We start from the raw sequence: 25211 nt of genomic DNA on the forward strand, positions 1-25211 counted from the left end.
TTCCTTAGTTTTATTCAAAACACAGTGAATAACAAATCAACTCATAGTTTGAAAAAATTCACTGTGTGCGGTTTTATTTTTATTATAACCGACTCATTAATATCAAATGATTGGCCATATTGAGCGGCAACTTCAATTTCTTGCTCTGCAATAATTAAACTGTAAATATAAGCAGAGCCAATAAAGCGCTGGCTAAGTATTTTAGCTGTATAAGCAGCACTTGTTTGCCCATTGTGCTTGTGTAATTCAATGTGGTGCGGTCGAATATATATTTGTCCAATATTTGAATTATCACTGTGCTCATTAAACGATTTAACAACCCCTAAAGGTGTTTGGTATTCAGCTGCTGTTAACACTTTTGCGCTTAAGTATATGCCCTGACCAAGAAATTCTGCAACCACCTTTGAACTTGGCATTGAAAAAAGCTGCTCAGGCGTACCGTGCTGAACAATTTTTCCACTACTCATAATTGCTAACGTGTCTGAAAACGCAAATGCCTCTTCTTTTGAATGTGTTACAAACACAGCTGAAACTTTTGCCGCCTTTATAATGCGCCGAATATCTGCAATTAGCTCAAAACGCACCAGTGGGTCTATATTCGAAAATGGCTCATCAAGTAACAATAAACTCGGCTTATAGGCAAGTGCACGCGCAATAGCTACGCGCTGTTGTTGACCACCTGAAAGTTGATGAGGATATCTATCACCGCAGTCTTCTAGATGCACCAGCTTTAGCATCTCATTAACGCGTGTTTGCTTTTGTAGTTTAGTTGCTTTATCGAGCCCAAAAGCAATATTACTTGCCACTGTTAAATGAGGAAATAGCGCATAATCTTGAAACATCATACCAATATTTCTATGCTCAGGCGGTGTAAAAGTTTGCTCGTCGCTTACAAGCTGTCCATCAACAAAAATACGTCCTTGTTTTGCCTCTAGCACACCTGCGATGGCTTTTAAGGTGGTCGTTTTACCACAGCCGCTAGCACCAAGTAAGCATACAATTTCATTTTTACCTACGGTTAAGTTTAAGCCGTCTATAACCGGTGTATCGTTATAGTAGTAACTCACATTTTGTAAAACTAAACTGCCCATTTAACTGCGTGACTCCATAGAACGATTAATAAAATATAAAGGCACTAAGCCAACAACAACAATTAATAATGCAGAAAGAGAAGCCAGCTCAAGCTGCTCATCACTCACATACTGAAAAACATGGGTCGCTAAACTTTCAAAATTAAAAGGTCTAAGTAATAAGGCGGCAGGAAGTTCTTTCATACATTCAATAAAAACAAGTAGTGCTGCAGTTAAAATACCTCGTCGTAACAAAGGTAAATGCACTAACCTCAAAGTTTGGCTCTGGCTTTTACCCATAGATTGGCTTGCCATATCAAGCGAGGGGCTAATACGTACAAAGCTAGACTCAATAGCGCCATGCGCAATAGCATAAAATCGAACGACATAGGCAATAATAATAGTAACTATGCTACCGGTTAACAATAAGCCAATATTTAAATGGTAAGGCTCAAGCATAGTGTTTAAAGCGTTTTCAATGAGTGTAAGCGGTAATAGTACTGCAATGGCTAATACAGTACCTGGTAAGGCGTACCCTGTACTTGCTAACCGACCTGGTATTAAAGGGTGGGCTTGTTTTGCAATTCGCTGATAAAAAACAACAAAAACACTTAATACAATTGCTATCACACTAACAATTGTGGCAACTTTTAGACTTTGCCATGCATAGCTTAAAAGCGCATTACTCCATATGCTATCAAAATAAGTAACTGCGTAACTCAATAATACAGCCACAGGTAAAACAAAGGCGATTGCTAAAATAAAACTACAAAATAAAGTAGCGAACCAAGCAGATTTACCTCTTAACTGATAAAGCGCTTCGCTATTAACACTTGTTTGACGCTCAAATACCGCTTGATCTCGACGACTAAAACGCTCCGTAATTAATGCTAAGAATAAAAGTAATAGCATGACTCCAGATATTTTTGCTGCCGCAGTAAGTGAGTAATAACCAAACCAAGTGTCGTAAACAGCGGTTGTAAGGGTGCTTACGGCAAAATAGCTCACAGTGGCAAAATCAGCCATGGTTTCCATGCTAATAAGAGCAAGCGCAGCAACAATTGCGCCACGAGAAAGAACCAAACTTACTTTATAAAAGCTGCGTGAAGGTGAAAGCCCCATAAGCTGACTAGCTTGTACAAGTTTAAATGACTGCTCGCGTAGTGCGGTTTTAAAAATTAAAAATAAATAGGGGTATAACACTAACGACAACATCACAATTGCCCCTGGCAATGTTCGTATATCAAAAAACCAATAATCATCTGGCGATTGCCAACCAAACCATTGTCTAAGCGCTATTTGTACAGGGCCTGCATAATCAAGTAAGTCGGTATAAACGTATGCAATAATGTAAGTTGGCATTGCAAGTGGCAGCATTAACGCCCATTCAAACTGCCTTTTACCAGGAAAATGGCAGTATGCTGTTAGCCAACCAAGAGGAAGAGCAATAAAACAGCTGAGAAAGCACACACCAAAAATAAGTACAACGGTGTTAAAAATATAATCCCATAAAACAGTGTTCCAAAGGTGTATAAATACCTCTGAATCACCCTTTAACGACTCAACGACTAAAAAGAATAATGGCGCCGATAACAACAGCCCCACTAACCAAGCAAAGAGCTGCCATTTAGACAGCTTAAATTTATCGCTCATTAAAGGTCGAATTTAACTTCGTCAATTAATTTAAGTGCCACAGAACGATATTTACTAACTTCATTTAAAGGTAGGTTATCTTCTTTAAAACTCCCCCAAGATGCCACTAAGCTAGAAAGCTCAACGCCTGGCTTTACAGGGTATTCCATATTAACTGATGCATATGTATTTTGAGCCGTAGTGTCTGTCATATATTCGATTAGCTTTAATGCATTATCAGGGTTTTTGGCATATTTAGTAATAACGACACCTGATACATTAATATGTGAACCACGGTTTGTTTGATTAGGAAAATTAATATTTACCGCTTCGGCCCACGCTCTCTGATCTTTATTTTCGATCATTTTGCCAAGGTAATAGCTATTACCTAAAGCTAAATTACACAGCCCTTCTTTTACCGCTTTTACTTGAGCTCGGTCATTACCTTGAGGCTTGCGCGCAAGATTTGCTTTAACACCTTCAAGCCATACTTTAGCTTTTTCCTCACCGTGGTGCGCTACCATAGAGGCAATTAAACCTAAGTTATATGGGTGTTTACCTGAGCGAGTACAAATTTGCCCTTTAAATTTTGGATCGGCTAAATCTTCGTAGGTTAGTTCAGCAAGTGGGCCTACGCGCTCTTTTGATGAATACACATTGCGAACACGTTTTGTTAGAGCAACCCATTGCCCGTTTTCATCGCGAAAAGAAGCCGGTACGTTAGCATCAACATGCTCGCTTTTTATTGTCTGAGTTAATTTAAGGTCTTCTAATTGAATAAGCGCACTAAAGTTAGATGTTAAAACTAGATCTGCTTTACTATGTTTACCTTCACGCTTTACACGTTCAATTAACCCTTTTTTTGCAAAAACCACATTAGTTTTAATGCCAGTTTGCTCAGTAAAGTCATTTAAAATTGGCTGAATCAAATAAGGTTGACGAAAAGAGTATATATTTACAACATCGCTTGCAAAAGCAGGCGTAGCAGTGATTAAACCTAAAATTATAGCGAATATTTTTTTCATATTGTTTTGCCCAAATAACAACTATTATCAAATAATTTTACCGTGATCAGTCAAAATGTACACACTTTAAATAAATGTAAATAAGTAATTAATGTCGAAAAAGGAAATACAGTGTAAGAGATCTCTTACGGTACTGGCAGCTAATGAGTAAAAAGCAACGTAAAAAAACGCCCCCCAAAACCTAAGCCATTGTAATTATTGTTATTTTTTAAATTTACTATTGCGCATATGCTAATTGAATGCAGTTTTAACCTACTTTAGTTAACAACAAGCTCTATAATTACTACATCAACCAAGCAGTGATGCTTACCGAGTAAATGGAAATGGATTGCTTACTCGAACAACCAATGATTAGGTTATTACGGAAAACACGGAAACTAGGACAGACTCAGGATGAGTATCGCAATGGATTGTTGCACAAAGGATAGCATCAGGGTGATGCGAAAAGGATAACAACAGCGGATTGTTGTACAACAGGATGTTGCAGGAATAAACGGACAGGCCCTCGCGGCAACGCAATGGAGTTGTGATTTAACGGACTGCACTAGGAAGTGCGAATAGGATTAAGTAATAGATTTTACCATTACAGGATGTTTAAGGATTTAAGGGAGATAGGCCCGGATAGCCTAAATTACATAGAACTAAAAAGTAATATCGTAATAACATGGATAAGTAAAAATTGGAGTTGATTAAGTTCAATTGCAGGATGCAAAATTAGAAGATTCCGCAAGCGCGCCTAGAGATAGAGCGCGCTTTTCTTTGCCCAAAATTTAGTGCTTTGCCTACTTAATGTTAAAGGTATGCAAGCGACTGATATCAATTAGCTTCGGCTCTTAAATGATTAAGTTATACCAATCCGCTTAATTAAGTGATCTATTTTGAGGATTGGTATTATAGATTGGCACTATAACGGCCTACCCTTATTTCGCTTGCCGAGTAAATACGCATCACGAAACTTAATAAAGTGCTGCTCAAGCTTTGAGGCTGCATCTTGCTCCCCCGCCAGCGCGAGCACCATAATTCCTACTTCCGCAGTCCCTAGCTGATAAGCATGCGGGGCAACGCGTAAACGATAATCTGAGAGCTTATCCGCAGTAATTGATAATACCGGTAAGTTGTCAAGGTAGGGGCTTTTTCGTATCATTTTTTTAGCTTCACGCCAGGTGCCATCTAAAAATATAAACAGTGGCTTTTTGCCGTGTTCAATATTGACCTCAGTGACTGCTCGGCCCTCTTGAACATCCTCTTGCGGAAATATCACCATAGGCTGGTATTGTGAATCGTTAATTAACTCTAAAAGTGCAGGATCAGGGTCTGTTCTATCCCACCTAAACGCGTGGTTATCAGGTACTATTTGTGCAATTAAGCGCCCTGTATTCGACGGTTTAAAACTCTCGTTATGGTACATTAGTAAACACACTGCAGCATCGCACTGAGCGTACTCAACCCCTTCACAAATACAGTAATGTTTGGCAATTAAACACTGCTCACAGCGGTCCATTTTACCACCGCGGGCATTAAATTCTCGTCGCGATTCGCTAATTTGCTGGGCGCGTAATGCCAGTACAGAGTTTTTAAAAGAATTGGCCACAGTGATTAATTACCTTAAATTTGATCGGCGCGTATTGTAGCTAAAATCCTAGGGAATAGATATCAGCTATCAGCTATCAGCTATCAGCTATCAGCTATCAGCTATCAGCTATCAGCTCAAAATAAAAAAACATACTAACTGACGCTCATTTTATTTATCTATTTAAATTCCTGCTGTAAAAACAAAAACCCAGCAAAAGCTGGGTCTTTAAAAACTAAATTAAAAAGTTAAATTACTTCTTCTTTTTAACTGCTTTTTTATTTGGTAAATCAGTGATTGAACCTTCAAATACTTCAGCGGCAAGGCCGATTGATTCGTTCAATGTTGGGTGAGCATGAATTGTTAATGCGATATCTTCGCCATCAGCGCCCATTTCAATACCTAGGCCGATTTCGCCAAGCATTTCGCCTGCGTTAATACCAACCATAGCACCACCAATGATACGACCACTGTCTTTATCAAAGATTAGTTTAGTTTGACCTTCTGTACGAGCAGATGCAATTGCACGACCTGAAGCAGCCCACGGGAATACCGCAGTTTCAATGCTTAAACCTTGCTCTTTTGCTTCTTTCTCAGTAACACCTACCCATGCGATTTCTGGGTCAGTGTACGCAATTGATGGAATACATTTAGGGTCGAAGAAATGCTTCTGACCAGAGATAACCTCTGCAGCAACATGGCCTTCGTGTACCGCTTTATGCGCAAGCATAGGTTGGCCAACTAAGTCACCAATTGCGAAGATGTGGTTTACGTTAGTGCGTAATTGCTTATCAACATTAATAAAGCCACGCTCATCAACGTTTACGCCTGCTTTGTCTGCATCTAAAAGCTTACCATTTGGAGTACGGCCAACAGCTACAAGTACTTTGTCGTAACGTACGGCATCAGCTGGGGCGTTTTTGCCTTCAAATGATACGTATAAGCCATCGTCTTTCGCTTCAACGCCAACAACTTTAGTTGAAAGCATAACGTTAAATTTGTCTTTAACGTAGCGAGAGTAAATTTTAATTACGTCTTTATCAGCAGCAGGGACTAGTTGGTCTGCAAATTCTACAACATCTACTGTAGAACCTAATGAGCGGTAAACTGTGCCCATTTCAAGACCGATGATACCACCACCTAATACAAGTAGTTTTTCAGGTACGTCTTTAAGCTCTAGTGCGCCAGTTGAATCAATCACACGGTCATCTTCTGGGATGAAAGGTAAGTTAACTGGTTGAGAACCTGCAGCAATAATTGCGTTTTCAAACGTAATAGTAGTTGAACCTTCGCTGCCTTCAACAGCTAAAGTGTTGCTACCTGTAAATTTACCGTAGCCATTTACTACTTTTACTTTACGCATTTTAGCCATTCCGTCGATACCGCCAGTAAGCTTGCTTACTACAGAATCTTTCCAAGAACGGATTTTATCTAAATCAATTTGCGGCGCGCCAAACGAAACACCGTGAGATGACATTTCTGCAGCGTCATCAATCACTTTAGCTACGTGTAAAAGTGCTTTTGAAGGGATACAACCAACATTAAGACATACACCGCCTAATGTTTCGCGAGATTCTACTAATGTAACTTCTAAGCCCAAGTCAGCAGCACGGAAAGCCGCAGAGTAACCACCAGGACCACCGCCTAGTACAACAACTTGAGTTTTTAATTCGTTGCTCATGCTATTACCTTAATTGTTTGAACGGGACACAGCCCTAAAATTTAACTGCCATGTTTCTGCATGGGCAGAAAATCAGAGCAATTCACAAATAGTGCAAAGATTGTATCATTGCAAATGGTAAAAATCCCAGCTAAAAACAACCGGCTGGGATTTGATTTTATTTTTCTTGCAAACATCAATTGAATTAAATTAGCGAGCAATTATCGCGACAAGAAAATAGCGCTATAACAAGGTAGAAATTACGCTGTATAGTTTTTCCTATATGAGTAATTTCTGACGCCGTTAAAGTGCTATTTAATTCGCTAGAATGATCGCCTTTTTAATAAAATTGGTGTTACATCACCAATTGACGTATGTCGCTCATGTAGCTAGCAAGCGTTGCAGTAAAGCGTGCTGCTAGAGCACCGTCAATCACACGGTGATCGTACGACATAGACAGCGGAACCATTAGTTTAGGTTCAAAGTCTTTACCATTCCACTTAGGTTTCATTTCAGATTTAGATACACCTAAAATAGCCACTTCTGGTGCATTAACAATCGGCGTAAATGCCGTACCGCCAATACCACCTAAGCTAGAAATAGTAAAACAGCCGCCCTGCATATCAGATGACGTTAGCTTACCTTCACGTGCCTTTTTAGAAATATCCATTAGCTCGCGAGATAATTCCATAATGCCTTTTTTGTCCACGTCTTTAAATACCGGAACAACTAAGCCATTAGGTGTATCTACTGCAACACCTACGTTTATGTATTTTTTAAGAATTAAGCTTTCGCCATCTTCAGACAGTGATGCATTAAACGTTGGGAATTCAGCAAGTACTTTAGCTACCGCTTTCATCACAAACACAAGCGGTGTAATTTTAACGCCAAGCTTTTTCTTCTCGCTTAACACGTTTTGCTCTTTACGGAACACTTCAAGGCTTGTGATATCAGCTTCGTCAAACTGTGTAACATGTGGTATTTGTACCCAGTTACGGTGTAAGTTTTTACCCGACAGCTTTTGAATACGAGATAGTTTTTTCTCTTCAATTTCGCCAAACTTAGCAAAATCTACTTTAGGCCAAGGAATTAAACCAAGTTCACTACCGCCCGCATTGCCTTTACCTGCTGGTAATTGGCCAGATTCAACTTGCTTAACTAAGTTTTTAACATAGTTTTGCACGTCTTCTTTAACTACGCGGTTTTTACGGCCTGAGCCTTTAACGTTTGCTAAGTTAATACCAAACTCGCGCGCTAAACGGCGAACAACTGGCGATGCATGTGCATATGCACTGTTGTTTTCAAAGCTTTCGTTGCTTGCTTTAGCCGCAGGTGCAGCTTGAGCTGGCGCAGACTCGGTTTTTGCAGGTGCAGCCGCTGGCTTTTGCTCAGCAGGTGCAGAAGCTTTTGCAGGTGCACTACCGGCAACTTCAAATACAAAAATAAGAGAGCCTGTTTTTACTTTGTCGCCCGCAGCTACTTTAATTTCTTTAACTGTACCTGCAAACGGCGCTGGTACTTCCATCGCGGCTTTGTCGCCTTCAACGTTTAAGATAGATTGCTCTTCTTCTACGCTATCGCCAACAGCTACCATGATTTCAGTTACTTCAACTTCATCATCGCCAATGTCAGGTACGTTTACTTCTTTAGTGCTCGGCTGTGCACTTTGAGCAGGCTCTGCTGGTGCAGACTCTTGCTTAGGCGCATCTGATGCTGGTGCACTTGAACCGGCAACTTCAAAAACAAACACTAAAGAGCCTGTTTTTACTTTGTCGCCTTCGGTTACTTTAATTTCTTTTACAGTACCTGCAAATGGAGCAGGCACTTCCATAGATGCTTTGTCGCCTTCAACACTTAAAATTGACTGCTCTTCATCTACGCTGTCGCCAACGGCAACCATGATTTCTGTTACTTCAACTTCGTCGTCACCAATATCTGGTACGGTGACTTCTTGAGTATCAGAGCCTGAAGCTTCTGCAGGTGCAGCCGCTTCAGTTTTAGCCGGCGCTTCTGGCTCGCTTTGTGAGCCTGACTCTTCGCCTTCAAAAATCATAATTAACGAACCGGTTGTTACCGTGTCACCTTCGCTTACTTTAATTTCTTTTACTGTACCTGCTTGTGCAGCAGGTACTTCCATTGATGCTTTATCGCCTTCAACGGTAAGTAAAGATTGGTCAACATCTACTTTGTCGCCAACGCTTACTAGAATTTCGGTTACTTCTACGTCATCGCCACCGATATCTGGTACTTTAATTTCAATACTCATTGCAAACCTCTTATGCGTACAGTGGATTTAGTTTGTTTGTGTCAATGTCGAACTTTTTAATTGCTTCAACAACCACTGACTTTTCAACATCACCACGTTTAGCAAGTTCAGATAACGTAGCAACAACCACGTAGCTTGCATTAACTTCAAAGTGACGACGTAAGTTTTCACGGCTATCAGAACGTCCGTAACCATCTGTACCAAGCACTTTATAGTTGCTGCTTGGAATAAATGAACGCGCTTGCTCTGCGTAGTTTTTCATGTAATCGGTAGCGGCAACAGTTACTGAGTCGTTTAACACGCTCGTAATGTAAGCTGTTTTTTGCTCGCTTTCTGGGTTAAGCATGTTGAAACGTTCAACATCTTGACCATCACGCGTAAGCTCATTGAATGACGTTACTGAGTAAACATCTGATGCAATACCGTAATCTTCACTTAAAATTGCCGCTGCTTTACGTACTTCAGTCATGATAGTACCTGAGCTAAGTAGCTGTACGTTGGCTTTTTTACCTTCGTAGCTTTCAAGCTTATAAATACCTTTACGAATACCTTCTTCAGCACCTTCTGGCATAGCTGGCTGATGGTAGTTTTCGTTCATAAGCGTTAGGTAATAGTAAATGTTCTCTTGGTTTTCACCGTACATACGACGAATACCATCTTGAATAATTACCGCTACTTCAAATGCGTATGTTGGGTCGTAAGAAATACAGTTAGGAACCGTATTTGCAAGAATGTGGCTGTGACCATCTTCGTGCTGTAGACCTTCACCGTTAAGCGTAGTACGACCAGCCGTAGCACCTAATAAGAAACCACGTGCCTGTTGGTCACCCGCCATCCATGCCATGTCGCCAACACGTTGGAAACCAAACATAGAGTAGTAAATGTAGAACGGGATCATTGGTAAATCGTTTGTGCTGTATGATGTTGCAGCAGCAACCCATGACGACATTGCACCTAACTCGTTAATACCTTCTTGAAGTACTTGGCCTGATGTTGCTTCTTTGTAGTAAGAAACAATATCGCGGTCTTGAGGGGTGTAGTTTTGGCCATGTGGATTGTAAATACCGATTTGACGGAATAAACCTTCCATACCAAATGTACGTGCTTCATCGGCAATAATTGGCACAATGTTTTTACCAATGCCTTTGTCTTTAAGTAACACGTTAAGTGCACGTACAAAGCCCATTGTGGTAGAAATATCACGCTTTTGCTCTTCAAGTAGCGGCTTAAATGCCTCTACTTCTGGCAGTTTTAACTCTTCGCTAAAGTTAGGAATACGTGTAGGTGTGTAACCTTTAAGTGCATCACGGCGTGCGTGTAAGTACTTGTATTCTTCTGAACCTTCTTCAAGTGTTAAGTATGGAAGATCTTTAATTTGCTCTTCTGATACTAAATCTTGTAGGCCTAAACGGTCACGTAAGTGCTCAACATGGCTCATGTCCATTTTTTTCACTTGGTGCGCAATGTTTTTACCTTCCGCTGCTTCACCCATGCCGTAACCTTTAACCGTTTTAGCAAGAATTACAGTAGGACGGTCATTAGTTTGTTCAGCCTTTTTAAATGCAGCATAAAGTTTTGATGGCTCATGACCACCACGCTTAAGTGCAAAGATTTCGTCATCCGTCATATCAGCAACAAGGGCTGCTGTTTCTGGGTAACGACCAAAGAAATGCTCACGTACGTACGCACCATCTTTAGCTTTATATGTTTGGTAATCGCCATCAATTGTTTCGTTCATCAATTGTAGTAATTTACCTGTTGTATCTTTAGCAAGCAGGATATCCCAACCGCTACCCCATACAACTTTAATTACGTTCCAACCAGCGCCTTTAAACAGGCCTTCTAGTTCTTGAATAATTTTACCGTTACCCATAACTGGGCCATCTAAACGCTGTAAGTTACAGTTAATTAAGTAACATAAGTTGTCTAGCTTTTCACGAGCAGCAAACGAGATTGCGCCGCGTGATTCTGGCTCATCCATTTCACCGTCACCTAAAAACGCGTATACACGTTGGTTTTTAGTGTCTTTTAAGCCGCGGCCGTCTAAATATTTTAAGAAACGTGCTTGGTAAATAGATGCAATTGGACCTAAGCCCATTGATACCGTAGGGAACTGCCAAAATTCAGGCATTAACTTAGGGTGTGGGTATGAAGGTAAACCTTTGCCATCTACTTCTTGACGGAAGTTATCAAGCTGGTCTGCACTTAAGCGACCTTCAACAAATGCGCGCGCATAAATACCCGGAGAAATATGACCTTGGTAGTAAACTAAGTCACCGCCGTCTACGTCATTTGGTGCTTTGAAAAAGTGGTTAAAACACACTTCGTAAAAAGCAGCAGACGATTGGTAAGACGCCATATGGCCGCCTAAGTCGAGATCTTTTTTCGATGCGCGTAATACAATCATGATTGCATTCCAACGAATGATCGAACGAATACGACGCTCAAGGTTTACATCCCCTGGGTAAGCCGGTTCTTGATCTACTGGAATAGTATTAACGTAGTTAGTTGTAGTGCCAGTTGGCATATCAACGCCGTCTAAACGGGCTTGCTCTAACACTTGCTCAAGTAAATACTGAGCTCGTTCAACACCTTCTTCGCGCACAACTGATTCAAGAGCTTGTAACCACTCTTGTGTTTCTAGCGCGTCTACGTCAATTTTATTGACTTCAGACATATGGAGGTTTCCTTATGTTTAAAATACGAATGTTGTTAATTTAATACTACGTATACTTAATTTGTGTGTTCAATAAGTACAGCGTATTAGCTTAATTTTGTTTTGTGCGTCTTAAACTACGTTCAATTCGCGAATGTTCTTTACCCGCTTCAAGTAATGCTTCTTCAATAAATGCTAAGTGAGCATTACTTGCTAAACGAGCTTGTTCTGGATTGCCATCTATTACGGCATCCATTAATAAACGCCTGTGCTGTGCTAACTGATTGCTAATATCTGGCTTTTTTAATAAAACCGTTAAGTTTTGCAATACATTTTGCTCAAGTAGCGCTTGCATGCCTCGCACCAAGTGAAGTAAAACCACGTTGTGTGAGGCTTCAGCTACACTAAAGTGAAACGCATTAATTGCTTTGGCTTTTAGCTGTAAATCGTTATTAACTTGAGCAATTTTATCAAAGCTTTGTTTAACCTTGGTAAAATCGGTGCTGGTACCACGAAGCGCAGCATAATAAGCAGCGATCCCCTCAAGTGCATGACGAAATTCTAGTAAATCAAATTGAGATTCAGGGTGTTTACTGATCAAATCAAATAATGGATCGGTAAGGCCTTCTTCAAGCTGATTTTTTACAAACGTGCCACCGCCTTGCCTGCGTGTTACCAACCCCTTAGCTTCTAGCTTTTGGATGGCTTCACGTAGTGAGGGGCGAGACACCTCAAACTGTTTTGCTAATTCACGCTCTGGCGGCAGTTTTTCACCTGGCGCTAATGAGCCCTCAAGAATCATATTCTCAAGTTGCTGTAAAATAACATCAGATAATTTTGCTGCTTTAATCTTTAAAGACATTAATCAACGTCCACGTTGTATAAATACTAAAAAGCCTAATTTTTAAGGCCTAGAGCTTGACGATTTACCCAAAAGGTAAATTGGTCATACCAAAAATTTTCAATAAGGTATCAAAAAGGCTAATAACTGTCAATTTACCGCTAATTTGAGCAATTAGAGTAGCGTAACGCATTTTGAACGAAGTTCAAACAATGCTCAATTAAGGCAAGTTAACTTAAAAGTTAATAAGATGAAAACAAATGGTCTGACCAGATAGGTTTAGAATAATAGCTCTAGTTGAATTTATTGAAGAAATTAATTTTTGAATTAGAGAAAACCGTAACAGCGGGTTTACCCCGCGACAAATTAGCTCACCGCGATATAAGCCCTAAGCGATGTAGGCATTGCGCGATGTAAAATCGCGACTACGCAAGTCCATAAAAATTGCTACGCTTGTGTAATTAATTGCTCTGTAATTACTAAAATATAGGAATGGTATGCATAGCTCATATTTATTACGTAAAGGAAGAATATCTAAAGCAAACCACTATTATGCTATTACGTTAGTTTGCTACGAACGGAAAAATCTACTCACAAACTTAATAAGTAATAGAGCAGTAATCAATGAAATGAAAAATCTAGAGAAAGAGAAGCAAATTAACTCAAATACATTTGTATTAATGCCGAATCATATTCATTGGTTGTTTCGATTAAACGATATAGCAACATTAAGTGAGGTAATCAGAAATTTTAAAGGGCGCTCTGCAACTGTGTACCGAGAATTCAGTAAACAAAAACTTTGGCAAAAAGGGTTTTATGACCATTTAGTCAGAAGTGATGAAGATTTAACTCATTGCGCTAGATACATAGTCGCCAACCCATTACGTGCACATTTAATAAAAAACATTGCAGATTACCCATATTGGGACAGCGTTTATTTAAATCCGTAGCAGTGGGTTTACCCCGCGACGAATAACCGCAACTCCAAAATATAACTTAAAAGCACCATGTATTGCGCGATGTAAAATCGCGACTACGCAATATCGTAGCAGCGGGTTTACCCCGCGACCATTAGCCGAGCAATCTCCCAAGCATCAAACACAATACGCGATGTAAAATCGCGACTACGATAGCCCACCAAATAAAGTAAGCAGTGCAATTAGCACTAAATAAAATAAAACATTACGTTTAACTAGCTTAATCATACAGGTAGCTTCGTATGTACAGCCATAATAGCGTTTTTCTACTTGCTCTGCGGCAAGCGCGGTACACGTAACCACTTTGCGATTTGGGGTTTTAAAATCTAATGCATAGTGCAGCCAACAGCTGGTACCTTTATTAAAGTTACCAATAACTAAGTACCCAAAACTTGCTACACGCGCAGGTAGCCAATCAAGCCAAAAAAGTAATTTATGAATAAGCTTAAAGCGCTTAGCAAATACTACTTTGTGGTTTTCTCGCACTAAGTCGGCAAAAGTACGCACTATTGCATACAGCACAGCCCCTGGCGCACCTAGTATTACAAACCAAAAAATTACAGCGCAATAAAATCTAAAGTTTACCCACGCTAAAGTTTGTCCGAAGGTTTCGCCGTTTTCTTCATCTTCTAAGTGTTTTTGCCCCATTTGTAATGCATACAAAGAGGCCGCGGTTTGATCGTCGCGGGTTAACGCGTTTAAATACGACTTATATAAAGCACGTTGTTTTGCACAGCCAAAGCAAGCTAGTAGCACAGCTACATTTACAACCAATTGCCAAAGCACAAAGTCAGAAAGCACATAAACAAGGCCAACAGCTATAACAGGAAGCACTAGCCAAATTAAAAATCCCACAGCCGAGCTAAATAGCCCTTTATCTGCAAGTAACTTGGTCGAGCGGTTTAAATAACCATTGGCGTAGTAACTTATTTGCCAATAATTTGAACGAGCCCCTAAACGCTCAAGAATTAGTGCAATTATTATAGAAACTAAAATCATGATAGCGACTCACTTAATTTACTTGCTCAAGCCTACTTATATAAGCAGACCAATTAAAACTTTCCCCGGGGTCTGTTTTACGCCCTGGTGCTATATCACAATGCCCAACAATGCGCTGAGCATTTATATGCGGATAATGTTTGAGTACTGCTGTAGTAACTTTATGTAAACTAGCATACTGAGCTTGAGTATAAGGTGTGGTGTCGGTGCCCTCAAGCTCAATGCCTATACTAAAATTATTACATGCGCTTTGCCCAGCATACTCAGACTGCCCAGCATGCCAAGCACGCTTACAAAAAGGTACATACTGAATCACTTCCCCAGTGCGTTTAATAAAGCAATGCGCAGATACACGCAGCCCATTTAAATCACAAAAGCTTGGGTGAGCGCTGCAATCAATCTCTCCCATAAATAACGCATCAACATGCTCAGTGCCAAACTGCCCAGCAGGGAGTGAAATATTATGAATTACCAATAACGAAATATCTGTATTTTCGGGGCGTTCATCAAAGTGAGTGCATGGGCGCTGAACAACATTTGAAATTACCCCGTTTAAATCTATTTTCATAATACAAATACCAATATATACATACCCTTGATGCTAAAGGATTTATAAAAAAATTGATAGCGCACAGCCCATATGACCGCGCACTCTTAACATTATTTATTCTGTTTGGCTAAAGTTAGCCACAATAAATAATGGGCTATTTTAATAAACACCCATTTCAAAGCCAGCTTAAAGCCTAAATCACTTCTATTAACTATTTAAACATAGTAAAATTTGCATAATTTATTAACACTTATGAGCCTTCATATGTCTATTTCGCACACGCTTATTTCTCAACTTGTCACTCTAGCCTTAGATGAAGATCTAAATAACCAAACAGCGCAAAACGGCGATATTACCGCACAGCTTATTCCACAAAACGAGCAAGCAAACGCTAAAGTAATTACCCGTGAAGACTGTGTTTTTTGTGGTAAAGACATAATCATAGAAGTGTTTAAACAGGTAGATCCAAGCGTAGAAATTAACGTACTTGTAAATGATGGCGACTTTGTACCAGCAAATAGCACCTTATTTACCGCTAAAGGTGCTGCTCGCGCTATTTTAACGGGTGAGCGTACCGCGCTTAACTTTGTACAAACCCTTTCAGGCACTGCAACTACTACCGCTAATTATGTAAAAGAGCTTAGCGGCACTAGCACACAATTACTCGATACCCGTAAAACTATTCCAGGGCTTAGAGCATTTCAAAAATACGCAGTAAAATGTGGCGGCGGTGCAAACCACCGTATAGGCCTGTTCGATGCGTTTTTAATTAAAGAAAACCACATAGCAGCCTGCGGCGGTATTGATAAAGCAGTAGCACAAGCTAAACAAAACCACCCAACAAAACCCGTTGAAGTTGAGGTTGAGTCGTTAAATGAACTTGAGCAAGCCATTAATGCTGGTGCCGACATAATCATGCTCGATAACTTTAGCGTTGAACAAATTCAGCAAGCCGTGGTCATTACTAATAAGCGCGCTAAATTAGAGGTTTCTGGCAATATGACCTTAGAAACACTTAAAACTTACTCGCAAGCGGGTGTAGACTTTATATCTAGCGGGGCACTTACAAAAAATTTACAATCAATCGATTTATCGATGCGTTTTGTATAAAATAGCTGCGGCAATTTTGTTTTATTGCTGCTAATTAATTGACAAAGCGAATGAAAAGACATTTAATAATCCAAAAGACTTACTTTGTAACACTTTGTTAAATAAAGTATCCTTTTTAGAAAATCATGTGTGCTTTACAGTAAAAAAAAGTGTTAGACTAACCCTGTTGTATTACTTAAATAAAAAATATAGTGATAAATAATTTCTTTTTGTTTTAATTTTTAAAAATCATCAAAAAAATTAAAGCAAATGGTCAGTATGTTTTCTATATTAAGCTTACTTTGTTTATAAAGTAGCCCATGTAAGTTGCAACATGATGAACTCACATTTAGCTTTTGTGTTTCATACCTAAGGCTAAAAGTGCGTAAAATTTTATTTTTAAGTAAAACTGTAAAGTAAGTCGGTTACCTTGAGTTTGGCATTTTTGCCTTACACCTGACTTTACTTACAAACATTATCCTTTAGGAGAGGAAACATGAAAACAATGACTCAAAAACAACAGGGTTTCACCCTAATCGAATTAATGATTGTTGTAGCAATCATCGGTATTCTTGCTGCAGTAGCATTGCCTGCGTATCAAGATTATACGGCTAGAGCTAAAGCAGCCGAATTGTTACTTGCTGCAAGCACAGCAAAAACCTGTGCGAGTGAAAAGGCTCAAATAGGCGGTAGCCCGGCTAAATGTGCCGACGATTTTACTCCAACTAAATACGCTTCAGACGTAGCAATAAACGCTGCTGGAGAAATAACAGCTACTGGTGCTGATGATTTAACGGGCTTATCTATTATTTTGACACCTAAAACAGGTACTGGCGAAAATGCAGCAGATGCAACTGCAGATAATTTTACAGAAGGATTCCCTTTAACTGAATGGGTCTGTACTGGAGCTATAAGTGGGGACGATGCGAAAGCAAGTTGGTTGCCTAGCTCTTGTAGTATTTAGTAAGGTATTAGTCAATCTATGAACCAAGGTAGCTTATTTAGCTACCTTTTTTGTTAATGACGGCAAAGAGCTTGATAAATGGCAAAACAACCGGATAAAAAAAAGTTAGACACTTTCGAGTGGGTTGGTGTAAGTGCACGAGGTAAAAAGCTAGATGGTAATATTACAGGCACCAGTGTTGCTTTAGTAAAAGCACAACTACGTAAACAAGGCATAACCCCTTCAAAAGTAAAACGTAAAGCCAAACCTTTATTTAGCTCGCGTCTACAAAAAATCACTCCTAAAGATATTGCGCTAGTTACACGCCAAATAGCCACTATGTTAATGGCGGGCGTACCTCTTATTCAGGCTATCGAAATGATAGGATCTGGCTCCACTAACAAAAGCGTAGCCAAATTGATGGAAACTATTGGCGATGAGGTTAAAGCTGGTCAACCCCTCTCGCAAGCTCTGAGGCGCCATCCTCGCTACTTTGATGATTTGTATTGTGATTTAGTCGCATCAGGTGAGCAATCGGGCGCGCTTGATAAAATATTTGACCGCGTAGCCCTTTACAAAGAAAAATCAGAAGCGCTTAAATCAAAAATTAAAAAAGCCATGTTTTATCCCATTGCTGTTTTAGTGGTTGCCCTCATAGTTACCTCAATACTACTTATATTCGTAGTACCACAATTTCAAGATATTTTTAATGGCTTTGGTGCAGAACTTCCTGCATTCACTCTTTTTGTAATCGCCATATCTGAATTTATGCAAGAATACTGGTGGATTGCGCTAATTACGGTTTCTGCTGCTGGTTATATATTTAAAGAAGCAAGCTTAAGGAGTTTAAAACTCAGAGATGCAACTGATAGAGCCATTTTAAAACTTCCTGTAATTGGTACGATTTTGAATAAAGCAGCGGTTGCCCGTTACGCACGAACTCTTTCGACCACCTTTGCAGCGGGTGTACCGCTAGTTGATGCACTGGACTCAGCTGCAGGGGCTTCAGGCAATGCGGTGTACCGCTATGCTATTTTAGATATAAAAGCAGAGGTTAGCTCAGGTAACCAAATGAACTGGGCAATGCGTAACTCTAAAATATTCCCTGATATGGTTATTCAAATGGTCGCCATTGGTGAAGAGTCTGGCTCGCTTGATGGCATGCTAGCCAAGGTAGCGACTATTTACGAACAAGAAGTTGATGATGCCGTTGATGGCCTTTCTAGCTTATTAGAGCCGCTTATTATGGCAGTACTTGGTGTGCTTGTAGGTGGCTTAATTGTGGCTATGTACTTGCCAATTTTCCAGTTGGGCTCTGTAATTTAATTAATAAATTTACAAGAATTAAAGAGCGCCTTACTTTTAAATAGGGTTGGCGACCAGCGTATTCTCATTTACTCTCTTTAACTTCTCTTTGTGATAATTACTTTACTTAATTTTTAAACGCTTAATTTTTTAAATAGATTTCAGGTACATAATGCAAAGTATTATAGAAGTAATGCAAAGCCAAATGTGGTTTTATCTAACAACGGTTGGCTTAGTTAGTTTATGTGTGGGCAGTTTTTTAAATGTAGTAATTTACCGACTGCCAGTCATGATGCAGCGTGAGTGGCAAAGTGAATGTAGGTTATTATTAGAAGATGAACTAACAGCTAAACCTACACAAGCCAACACCAATGAGCCTTTTAATTTAGTAAAGCCTAATTCTACCTGCCCCAAATGCAAAACCGCCATTAAGCCTTGGCAAAATATTCCTATTATTAGCTGGCTTTTACTAAAAGGTAAATGCGCTAATTGCAGCAACCCAATATCAGCGCGTTACCCAATAGTTGAAGCCATTACCGCACTATTAAGTTTAGTTATTGCCTATAACTTTGGCGCTACAGAGCACGCCCTTTTATATATTTTTGTAACCTGGATTTTAGTGGCACTCACCTTTATAGATATTGACCACATGCTACTGCCCGACCAGCTCACTCTGCCCTTAGTATGGCTTGCGCTTATTGTCGCTGTAATGGGAGTAACAATAAGCCCCGCTGATGCAATTGTAGGCGCAGCATGTGGCTACTTAAGCCTCTGGAGTGTATTTTGGCTATTTAAGCTATTAACCGGTAAAGAGGGCATGGGCTATGGCGATTTTAAATTACTCGCGGTATTTGGTGCTCTGCTTGGCTGGCAATCGCTACTAACCATTATTTTGCTTTCAAGCGTAGTGGGCGCCATTATTGGTATTGCCCTTTTGAGTATTCAAGGTAAAGACAAAACAACCCCTATCCCTTTTGGGCCTTACTTAGCCATAGCAGGTTGGATAACACTTTTGTGGGGCACTCAAATTCAAAATACTTACTTTAATTTAATTGGTTACTAGTATGAGTAAGCCAATAACTAAAACAAATAACTGGGTGTTAGGCTTAACTGGCGGTATAGGTTGTGGTAAAACAGCCGTCAGCAATATGCTTGAAGAGCTTGACGTTACTGTTGTTGATGCCGATATTATTGCCCGCCAAGTCGTAGCCCCTAACAGTGATGGGTTAAATGCTATTATTGAATATTTTGGCCAAAATATTTTATTGCCAGACGGCACATTAAATAGAGCGGAATTACGCAGCAAAATTTTTACTAATAATGAAAATAAAGAATGGCTAAACGCGCTACTCCACCCGCTTATACGGTTAAAAATATTAACCGATTTAAACAACGCAACAAGTGCTTATGTTGTGTTAGTAGCGCCACTGTTATTTGAAAATAACTTAGATAAATACTGCAACCGCACTTTATTAATTGATGTACCAATAGCTACTCAAATAGAGCGTACAGCAAAGCGTGATAATACCAGTATTGAGCAAGTTAAAAGCATTATTGCCGCACAAATGCCCCGTAATGAAAAACAGCAAAAAGCAGACGACATATTAAATAATGACCGTAATTTATCGCTAGTTCATACAGAACTTGTTGTTCTTCATAAAAATTACCTACAATATGCATTACAAAATACAACTAATGCCCCTTAATGTGGTCATAACTACTTAAACTCGTAATTTGGTTAGCAAATAAAGTATTGATGATTAAGATTAATGTAATCACCTGCTTTTTTCTGATAAATTGTTAACTATTGAAGGACTAAAACAGGTGCGCAATGAATATTAACTCACCGTTATTGAGAAAATTTATAACGCTAGGCCGTATTGATGCCGATACAGTAAAAGCAAAACAGCAAGAATTTGCCTCAACCGCTGAGCTTATTTCTAAATGTGGAAGAATCGACAGTAAAGACTTAGCTGAGCAATGTATAGATTTATTTCGCGTACCGTATTTTGATTTAAAAGACTTCGACCCAGCGCAAATACCTGCCGATTTAGTAAAAGAAAAACTAATACGCAAGCATCACATTTTACCTCTGGTTCAAAAAGATAGAAAAGTATACATAGCCGCCTCAGATCCAACTGACTACGGCGCGTTTGAAAACTTTGAATTTAGTACAGGTTTATCGTGCGAAATTGTTGTTGTTGACTACATACAGCTCGACAACAAAATTGAACAACTACTTGATGCGGCGGGCAGCTTAGATTTAAGCGCAGATGAATTTAAAGAATTTGCCGACTTAGATACTGAAGGCCCTAAAGAAGCCACCCCAAAAGATGACGATAAAGACGATGCGCCAATCATTGTTTATATCAACAAAATTTTAATGGATGCCATTAAAAAAGGCGCATCTGATTTACACTTTGAGCCTTATGAGCACAAGTATCGCATTCGCTTTCGTATCGACGGCATTTTACACGAAGTTGCCAACCCGCCAAATACCTTGGCGAGTAAGCTCTCTGCACGTATAAAAGTAATGTCACGCCTTGATATTGCTGAAAAACGTAAACCGCAAGATGGTCGTATTAAACTAAAAATGACCGAGCGAAAAAGCATTGATTTTCGTGTAAGTACTATGCCGACCCTTTGGGGCGAAAAAATAGTAATGCGTATTTTAGATTCATCAAGCGCTATGCTAGGCATAGATGTTCTTGGTTATGAAGAAGAGCAAAAAAAGTTATACATGGATGCGCTTGGCCAGCCACAAGGCATGATACTTGTTACCGGCCCTACTGGCTCGGGTAAAACGGTATCGCTATATACTGGTTTGAATATACTTAACCAACCAGAGCGTAACATTAGTACCGCAGAAGACCCTGTTGAGATAAACCTTGAAGGCGTTAACCAAGTACAAATTAACCCTAAAGCAGATATGACCTTTGCAAACGCCTTGCGTGCGTTTTTACGTCAAGATCCAGACGTTGTAATGGTAGGTGAAATACGTGACCTTGAAACCGCAGAAATTTCTATTAAGGCGGCGCAAACGGGTCACTTAGTATTATCAACACTACATACCAACTCAGCGCCAGAAACAATTACGCGTTTGTTAAATATGGGCGTACCCGCCTATAACGTAGCAAGCTCAATAAGTTTAATTATTGCCCAGCGCTTAGCACGTCGATTATGTACTAAATGTAAAACGCCAGAGTCACTGCCAGCAGAAGAACTTGCTCGTCAAGGCTTTAGCGAACAGCAAATAAACGATATGACGCTATATTCCCCTAAAGGCTGCGAAAGTTGCACTGATGGCTACAAAGGCCGTGTAGGTATTTACGAGGTAATGCAAATAACCCCTGAAATAGCGCAAATTATTATGCGCGGTGGTAACTCACTAGAAATAGCCGAAGTATCACTACAGGCTGGGTTTAATAACTTACGTTTATCGGGTTTACGAAAAGCCTCAGATGGTTTAACGTCTCTGGCTGAAATAAACCGTGTTACCAACATGTAGAGTAAGTAGCGTTAAGTACCTGTACTTAACGCTTAATTGTAGAGAGTAAAGTATGCCAACAATTGTTAACTGCCCAACCTGTAAAAATAAAGTTGAGTGGTCAGAGCAAAGCCCCCACCGCCCTTTTTGTTCTAAACGCTGTCAGCTTATAGACTTAGGTGAGTGGTCGTTTGAAAACAATAAAATATCAAGCCCAATTACATCAGCAAATCAAATTAGCCAAGATATGATTGAAGACATTGAAGAAATGATGGCTAAAAACGATGACGACTTTTTTAAATAAAAAGCCTATTAAAAACAAAAGCCAGCATTAAGCTGGCTTTTGTTTTTAAGCTAAAATGTAAGGTTGTGGTAACCTACATTTTGGCAAATTAATCTCTTTGCTTACGGTGCTTTTTGCCCATACGCTTTTGCATTTTAGCAAACTTCTCTTGCTGCTCAGCGTTAAGTACCTGCATTACTTGGTGTTGGGTTTTAAGCTTAATTAAGCCAAACTCCGTGCCTTTTTCATGGCGTGCATTTAATAGCTCTTTTGCAGCATTTTCGTCAAAAGTTGCTGCGCTAAGTAATGCATCCATTTTAGCATTATGCGCTTCACGCTCTGCTTTACGTGCTTCTTTATCGTCGCCTCGCAGGGCTTTCATTTGCGTTTTTTGCGCTTCAAAAATAGACTCGAGCTTAGTTTGTTGCTCGTCGGTTAAATCAAGCTTTTCGGCACCGCGCTCAGACAATAAAAAACGCGCTTGAGAATGGCCTTGCTTGTTGTGCATACCGCCTTTAGCTAATACGCTACCTGCGCCAAGTGTAGCCGTTGCTAGACCACAAATAAGTACTAATTTTGAAAGTGTATTTACTTTAGTCATAATCATCACCTTAATATTGGGTTGTTGTAAATGTGGCTGCTTAGCCAGTGAGTTAACTATACCTCTTGCAACGCAAAGTAACGCAAAGCAGTGTAAAGGTTGTGTAAAGATTCACTTTTGCACAATTTAAGAAGTAAAATAACACTATAGAAAGTTGCCTAAGGGTTTGAAATGAAGCTATTAATGATTGATGACGACACGGGTTTGTGTGAACTACTCACCGAGTATTTAGCTGCACAAGGTTTTGACGTACAAAGCGTTCACGATGGGGAGCAAGGCTTAAAACTAGCTCAAACAAACGACTACGCACTTATATTACTTGATGTAATGCTTCCTACCCTTGATGGCTTTGAAGTTCTTAAGCAACTTAGGCAAACAAAATTAACGCCTGTTATTATGCTTACTGCAAAGGGTGAAGACTTTGACCGAATTTTTGGTTTGGAGCTTGGCGCCGACGACTACATTCCTAAACCATTTAACCACCGCGAGCTGCTGGCTCGCGTAAAAGCAATTACCCGACGCATAGAGCACATTAATAGCTTAAATGTTGCTAGCCCTAGTAAAATGGTTATTAACGGTATTACAGTTAATTTAGCAGCCCGAGAGGCCACAATTAACGAACACACCCTAACTCTTACAGGCACAGAGTACGAAGTATTAGTGCTATTAATTAAAAACGCCGGCGAAGTCGTTAGTAAAGAACAAATAAGTGAAGAAGTGCTCGGTAGGCGCTTAGCCTCGTTTGATCGCTCTATTGATATGCATGTAAGTAATATTCGTAAAAAAATAGCTGAGCATATTCAAGGCGAACGAATTAAAACAATGCGAGGGACAGGCTATGTCTTCATCCAAGGTGAATAAAAGCACCTACTTTGCTTGGTTAAAACGCCCACAACATTATCTGTTTTTTAAAATATTTGTTTGGTTTTGGCTTACCATAACCGGTACCGTTGCCGCGCTTATATTTTTAAGCAATATAACTGCAATTAATGCAGTAAGCACCGAGCCCCTGCGAGGGCCAATGAAAAAAAACCTCATTTATACCGCCAAAAGTATTGAGCGAAGTGCTACTAAGCACAAACGCACGCTTGTTGATGTTTTATCGCACCCTAGGCTTTCAAAACGTAAAATTTTATTTTTAGGTGCCACTCAGCCAGAAGATGCACTCAGCAATAAAGAAATCCCTGCAGAAATAGATTTAAGCCTACTAAGCTTTAGCCAAAATATGGCCGCACAAGTTATTTTTACCGAAAAATACCAAGCTTTTGGCCCTATTAATATAACCGTGCCGGAGGGTAGTTTTTACCTTTATGAAATAGACATAAACCATCAGCCGCCCTTAATAATGCGCTTTAAGCTAATGCCAAACTGGATGAAAATTTTAGTAGCTATATTTGCCTCTTTAATACTTAGTTTTATATTTAGCCGCAACTTAATAGCGCCAATTAATAGCCTAAAAAAGGCAGCTATTAAGCTATCTTCTGGTGATTTATCAGCGCGAGTTGCTATACCAGCCAACAGAAAAGATGAACTAGGTGTATTAGGTCGCGACTTTAACAGCATGGCTAATCAGCTTGAACAACTTATTAGTGCCCAAAAACGCCTATTGGCTGATATATCGCATGAGCTGCGCTCTCCTCTTACGCGTTTAAAAATGGCTACAGGCCTTGCGCAAATGCAAGCTAACGAGGCAAGCCAATCGTATTTATTACGCATAGAAAAAGAAGCTAACCAGCTAGATAAAATGATTGCTGATGTACTGCAAGTGTCGCGCCTAGAAGCCAAAAGCCAAACGCTTGCCCTACAAAAACAATCATTAAAAGGAATTGTTGATCACGTAATAAACGATGCTCAATTTGAAGCCAAACAAAACACCAAAACACTTAAGGTAAGCGGCAGTGCAGATGTAATGATTAATTGTGATGAGTCGCTAATAGCCAGCGCGCTCGAAAACCTGCTACGCAATGCCATTAAATATGCACAGAACGAAATAAGCTTTAGCGTAAATTACAACAAGGCAATCCATATAGAAATATGTGACGATGGCCCTGGCGTACCCGCAGATCAGCTCAGTAAACTGTGCGAGCCATTTTTTAGGCAATCAGATGCTCGCGACAGAGTAAGTGGCGGCACTGGGCTTGGCTTAGCCATCGCTAAAAATGCTATTATTGCTCACGGCGGTAATTTAGCATTATCAAACAAAGTAAAAGGCGGGCTATGTGCCAACATCACCCTGCCAATAATAAAAGAGTAAACC

The 25211-nt window shown here is 39.8% G+C and carries 21 protein-coding genes; 10 read left to right on the plus strand and 11 right to left on the minus strand.

Features of this window, described 5'->3' with window-relative positions; genetic code table 11:
- Positions 1 to 41 precede the first annotated feature (41 nt).
- The 8 genes from PESP_RS14780 to pdhR all read right to left on the minus strand — a co-directional run bounded on the left by PESP_RS14780 (position 42) and on the right by pdhR (position 12741).
- Complete coding sequence (locus PESP_RS14780; protein WP_089348712.1) at positions 42 to 1091, minus strand: ABC transporter ATP-binding protein; 1050 nt, start codon at positions 1089 to 1091, stop codon at positions 42 to 44.
- A complete protein-coding gene (locus PESP_RS14785) occupies positions 1092 to 2723 on the minus strand; it encodes an ABC transporter permease (protein ID WP_089348713.1) in 1632 nt (543 codons plus the stop codon).
- Positions 2723 to 3727: an extracellular solute-binding protein gene (locus tag PESP_RS14790; protein WP_089348714.1), complete on the minus strand. Its 1005-nt coding sequence runs from the start codon at positions 3725 to 3727 to the stop codon at positions 2723 to 2725. Before PESP_RS14790 ends, PESP_RS14785 begins: the two co-directional genes overlap by 1 nt.
- A gap of 904 nt (positions 3728 to 4631) precedes the next feature.
- A complete protein-coding gene (locus PESP_RS14795; RefSeq protein ID WP_089348715.1) occupies positions 4632 to 5318 on the minus strand; it encodes a tRNA-uridine aminocarboxypropyltransferase in 687 nt (228 codons plus the stop codon).
- Positions 5319 to 5550: 232 nt separating this feature from the next.
- Positions 5551 to 6978, minus strand: a complete 1428-nt coding sequence (gene lpdA / locus PESP_RS14800; RefSeq protein WP_089348716.1) for a dihydrolipoyl dehydrogenase — start codon at positions 6976 to 6978, stop codon at positions 5551 to 5553.
- A gap of 334 nt (positions 6979 to 7312) precedes the next feature.
- Positions 7313 to 9223 (minus strand): pyruvate dehydrogenase complex dihydrolipoyllysine-residue acetyltransferase, encoded by a 1911-nt coding sequence (gene aceF / locus PESP_RS14805; protein ID WP_089348717.1) that lies wholly within the window; start codon positions 9221 to 9223, stop codon positions 7313 to 7315.
- Positions 9224 to 9233: 10 nt separating this feature from the next.
- Complete coding sequence (gene aceE, locus PESP_RS14810) at positions 9234 to 11900, minus strand: pyruvate dehydrogenase (acetyl-transferring), homodimeric type (RefSeq protein ID WP_089348718.1); 2667 nt, start codon at positions 11898 to 11900, stop codon at positions 9234 to 9236.
- A gap of 91 nt (positions 11901 to 11991) precedes the next feature.
- Entirely contained in the window at positions 11992 to 12741 is a 750-nt protein-coding gene (pdhR, locus tag PESP_RS14815; RefSeq protein ID WP_089348719.1) for a pyruvate dehydrogenase complex transcriptional repressor PdhR, read from the minus strand.
- Between the two features lie 476 nt (positions 12742 to 13217).
- Here pdhR and PESP_RS14820 point away from each other — a divergent pair, with 476 nt between their 5' ends.
- Entirely contained in the window at positions 13218 to 13670 is a 453-nt protein-coding gene (locus tag PESP_RS14820) for an REP-associated tyrosine transposase (protein WP_089348720.1), read from the plus strand.
- A gap of 174 nt (positions 13671 to 13844) precedes the next feature.
- Here the strand turns inward: PESP_RS14820 and ampE are convergent, their stop codons facing one another.
- Positions 13845 to 14696: a beta-lactamase regulator AmpE gene (ampE, locus tag PESP_RS14825; RefSeq protein ID WP_089348721.1), complete on the minus strand. Its 852-nt coding sequence runs from the start codon at positions 14694 to 14696 to the stop codon at positions 13845 to 13847.
- Between the two features lie 13 nt (positions 14697 to 14709).
- Positions 14710 to 15264, minus strand: a complete 555-nt coding sequence (ampD, locus tag PESP_RS14830) for a 1,6-anhydro-N-acetylmuramyl-L-alanine amidase AmpD (RefSeq protein WP_089348722.1) — start codon at positions 15262 to 15264, stop codon at positions 14710 to 14712.
- Positions 15265 to 15510: 246 nt separating this feature from the next.
- Here ampD and nadC point away from each other — a divergent pair, with 246 nt between their 5' ends.
- The 7 genes from nadC to yacG all read left to right on the plus strand — a co-directional run bounded on the left by nadC (position 15511) and on the right by yacG (position 22374).
- A complete protein-coding gene (gene nadC / locus PESP_RS14835) occupies positions 15511 to 16356 on the plus strand; it encodes a carboxylating nicotinate-nucleotide diphosphorylase (protein WP_089348723.1) in 846 nt (281 codons plus the stop codon).
- Between the two features lie 475 nt (positions 16357 to 16831).
- Positions 16832 to 17299, plus strand: coding sequence for a pilin (locus tag PESP_RS14840; protein WP_214631482.1), 468 nt, complete (start codon positions 16832 to 16834; stop codon positions 17297 to 17299).
- Positions 17300 to 17377: 78 nt separating this feature from the next.
- The gene (locus PESP_RS14845; RefSeq protein WP_089348724.1) at positions 17378 to 18604 is read left to right on the plus strand and encodes a type II secretion system F family protein; all 1227 of its coding nucleotides are present in this window, start codon (positions 17378 to 17380) and stop codon (positions 18602 to 18604) included.
- A 151-nt stretch (positions 18605 to 18755) separates the two neighbouring features.
- The gene (locus tag PESP_RS14850; RefSeq protein WP_089348725.1) at positions 18756 to 19646 is read left to right on the plus strand and encodes a prepilin peptidase; all 891 of its coding nucleotides are present in this window, start codon (positions 18756 to 18758) and stop codon (positions 19644 to 19646) included.
- A 1-nt stretch (position 19647) separates the two neighbouring features.
- A complete protein-coding gene (gene coaE, locus PESP_RS14855) occupies positions 19648 to 20289 on the plus strand; it encodes a dephospho-CoA kinase (RefSeq protein WP_089348726.1) in 642 nt (213 codons plus the stop codon).
- Between the two features lie 125 nt (positions 20290 to 20414).
- Entirely contained in the window at positions 20415 to 22091 is a 1677-nt protein-coding gene (gene pilB / locus PESP_RS14860) for a type IV-A pilus assembly ATPase PilB (protein WP_089348727.1), read from the plus strand.
- Positions 22092 to 22143: 52 nt separating this feature from the next.
- On the plus strand, positions 22144 to 22374 hold the full coding sequence (gene yacG / locus PESP_RS14865; protein ID WP_089348728.1) for a DNA gyrase inhibitor YacG: 231 nt from the start codon (positions 22144 to 22146) through the stop codon (positions 22372 to 22374).
- An 88-nt stretch (positions 22375 to 22462) separates the two neighbouring features.
- Here the strand turns inward: yacG and PESP_RS14870 are convergent, their stop codons facing one another.
- Entirely contained in the window at positions 22463 to 22954 is a 492-nt protein-coding gene (locus PESP_RS14870) for a Spy/CpxP family protein refolding chaperone (protein ID WP_089348729.1), read from the minus strand.
- A 171-nt stretch (positions 22955 to 23125) separates the two neighbouring features.
- Here PESP_RS14870 and PESP_RS14875 point away from each other — a divergent pair, with 171 nt between their 5' ends.
- Together PESP_RS14875 and PESP_RS14880 are read left to right on the plus strand one after the other, a co-directional pair.
- Positions 23126 to 23815, plus strand: a complete 690-nt coding sequence (locus PESP_RS14875; RefSeq protein WP_089348730.1) for a response regulator transcription factor — start codon at positions 23126 to 23128, stop codon at positions 23813 to 23815.
- Positions 23793 to 25208 carry an ATP-binding protein gene (locus PESP_RS14880; protein ID WP_089348731.1) on the plus strand — a complete coding sequence of 472 codons (1416 nt, stop codon included), beginning with the start codon at positions 23793 to 23795 and terminating at the stop codon, positions 25206 to 25208. Before PESP_RS14875 ends, PESP_RS14880 begins: the two co-directional genes overlap by 23 nt.
- Positions 25209 to 25211: the final 3 nt, after the last annotated feature.

Source organism: Pseudoalteromonas espejiana DSM 9414, from assembly GCF_002221525.1.
Taxonomy (GTDB): Bacteria; Pseudomonadota; Gammaproteobacteria; order Enterobacterales; family Alteromonadaceae; genus Pseudoalteromonas; species Pseudoalteromonas espejiana.

What these genes read in the sequence shown, in the direction of transcription:
- PESP_RS14780 (WP_089348712.1), bottom strand. Translation starts at nt 1,091, where the DNA reads ATGGGCAGTTTAGTTTTACAAAATGTGAGTTACTACTATAACGATACA.
- PESP_RS14785 (WP_089348713.1), bottom strand. Translation starts at nt 2,723, where the DNA reads ATGAGCGATAAATTTAAGCTGTCTAAATGGCAGCTCTTTGCTTGGTTA.
- PESP_RS14790 (WP_089348714.1), bottom strand. Translation starts at nt 3,727, where the DNA reads ATGAAAAAAATATTCGCTATAATTTTAGGTTTAATCACTGCTACGCCT.
- lpdA (WP_089348716.1), bottom strand. Translation starts at nt 6,978, where the DNA reads ATGAGCAACGAATTAAAAACTCAAGTTGTTGTACTAGGCGGTGGTCCT.
- aceF (WP_089348717.1), bottom strand. Translation starts at nt 9,223, where the DNA reads ATGAGTATTGAAATTAAAGTACCAGATATCGGTGGCGATGACGTAGAA.
- aceE (WP_089348718.1), bottom strand. Translation starts at nt 11,900, where the DNA reads ATGTCTGAAGTCAATAAAATTGACGTAGACGCGCTAGAAACACAAGAG.
- pdhR (WP_089348719.1), bottom strand. Translation starts at nt 12,741, where the DNA reads ATGTCTTTAAAGATTAAAGCAGCAAAATTATCTGATGTTATTTTACAG.
- PESP_RS14820 (WP_089348720.1), top strand. Translation starts at nt 13,218, where the DNA reads ATGCATAGCTCATATTTATTACGTAAAGGAAGAATATCTAAAGCAAAC.
- ampE (WP_089348721.1), bottom strand. Translation starts at nt 14,696, where the DNA reads ATGATTTTAGTTTCTATAATAATTGCACTAATTCTTGAGCGTTTAGGG.
- ampD (WP_089348722.1), bottom strand. Translation starts at nt 15,264, where the DNA reads ATGAAAATAGATTTAAACGGGGTAATTTCAAATGTTGTTCAGCGCCCA.
- nadC (WP_089348723.1), top strand. Translation starts at nt 15,511, where the DNA reads ATGTCTATTTCGCACACGCTTATTTCTCAACTTGTCACTCTAGCCTTA.
- PESP_RS14840 (WP_214631482.1), top strand. Translation starts at nt 16,832, where the DNA reads ATGAAAACAATGACTCAAAAACAACAGGGTTTCACCCTAATCGAATTA.
- PESP_RS14845 (WP_089348724.1), top strand. Translation starts at nt 17,378, where the DNA reads ATGGCAAAACAACCGGATAAAAAAAAGTTAGACACTTTCGAGTGGGTT.
- PESP_RS14850 (WP_089348725.1), top strand. Translation starts at nt 18,756, where the DNA reads ATGCAAAGTATTATAGAAGTAATGCAAAGCCAAATGTGGTTTTATCTA.
- coaE (WP_089348726.1), top strand. Translation starts at nt 19,648, where the DNA reads ATGAGTAAGCCAATAACTAAAACAAATAACTGGGTGTTAGGCTTAACT.
- pilB (WP_089348727.1), top strand. Translation starts at nt 20,415, where the DNA reads ATGAATATTAACTCACCGTTATTGAGAAAATTTATAACGCTAGGCCGT.
- yacG (WP_089348728.1), top strand. Translation starts at nt 22,144, where the DNA reads ATGCCAACAATTGTTAACTGCCCAACCTGTAAAAATAAAGTTGAGTGG.
- PESP_RS14870 (WP_089348729.1), bottom strand. Translation starts at nt 22,954, where the DNA reads ATGACTAAAGTAAATACACTTTCAAAATTAGTACTTATTTGTGGTCTA.
- PESP_RS14875 (WP_089348730.1), top strand. Translation starts at nt 23,126, where the DNA reads ATGAAGCTATTAATGATTGATGACGACACGGGTTTGTGTGAACTACTC.
- PESP_RS14880 (WP_089348731.1), top strand. Translation starts at nt 23,793, where the DNA reads ATGTCTTCATCCAAGGTGAATAAAAGCACCTACTTTGCTTGGTTAAAA.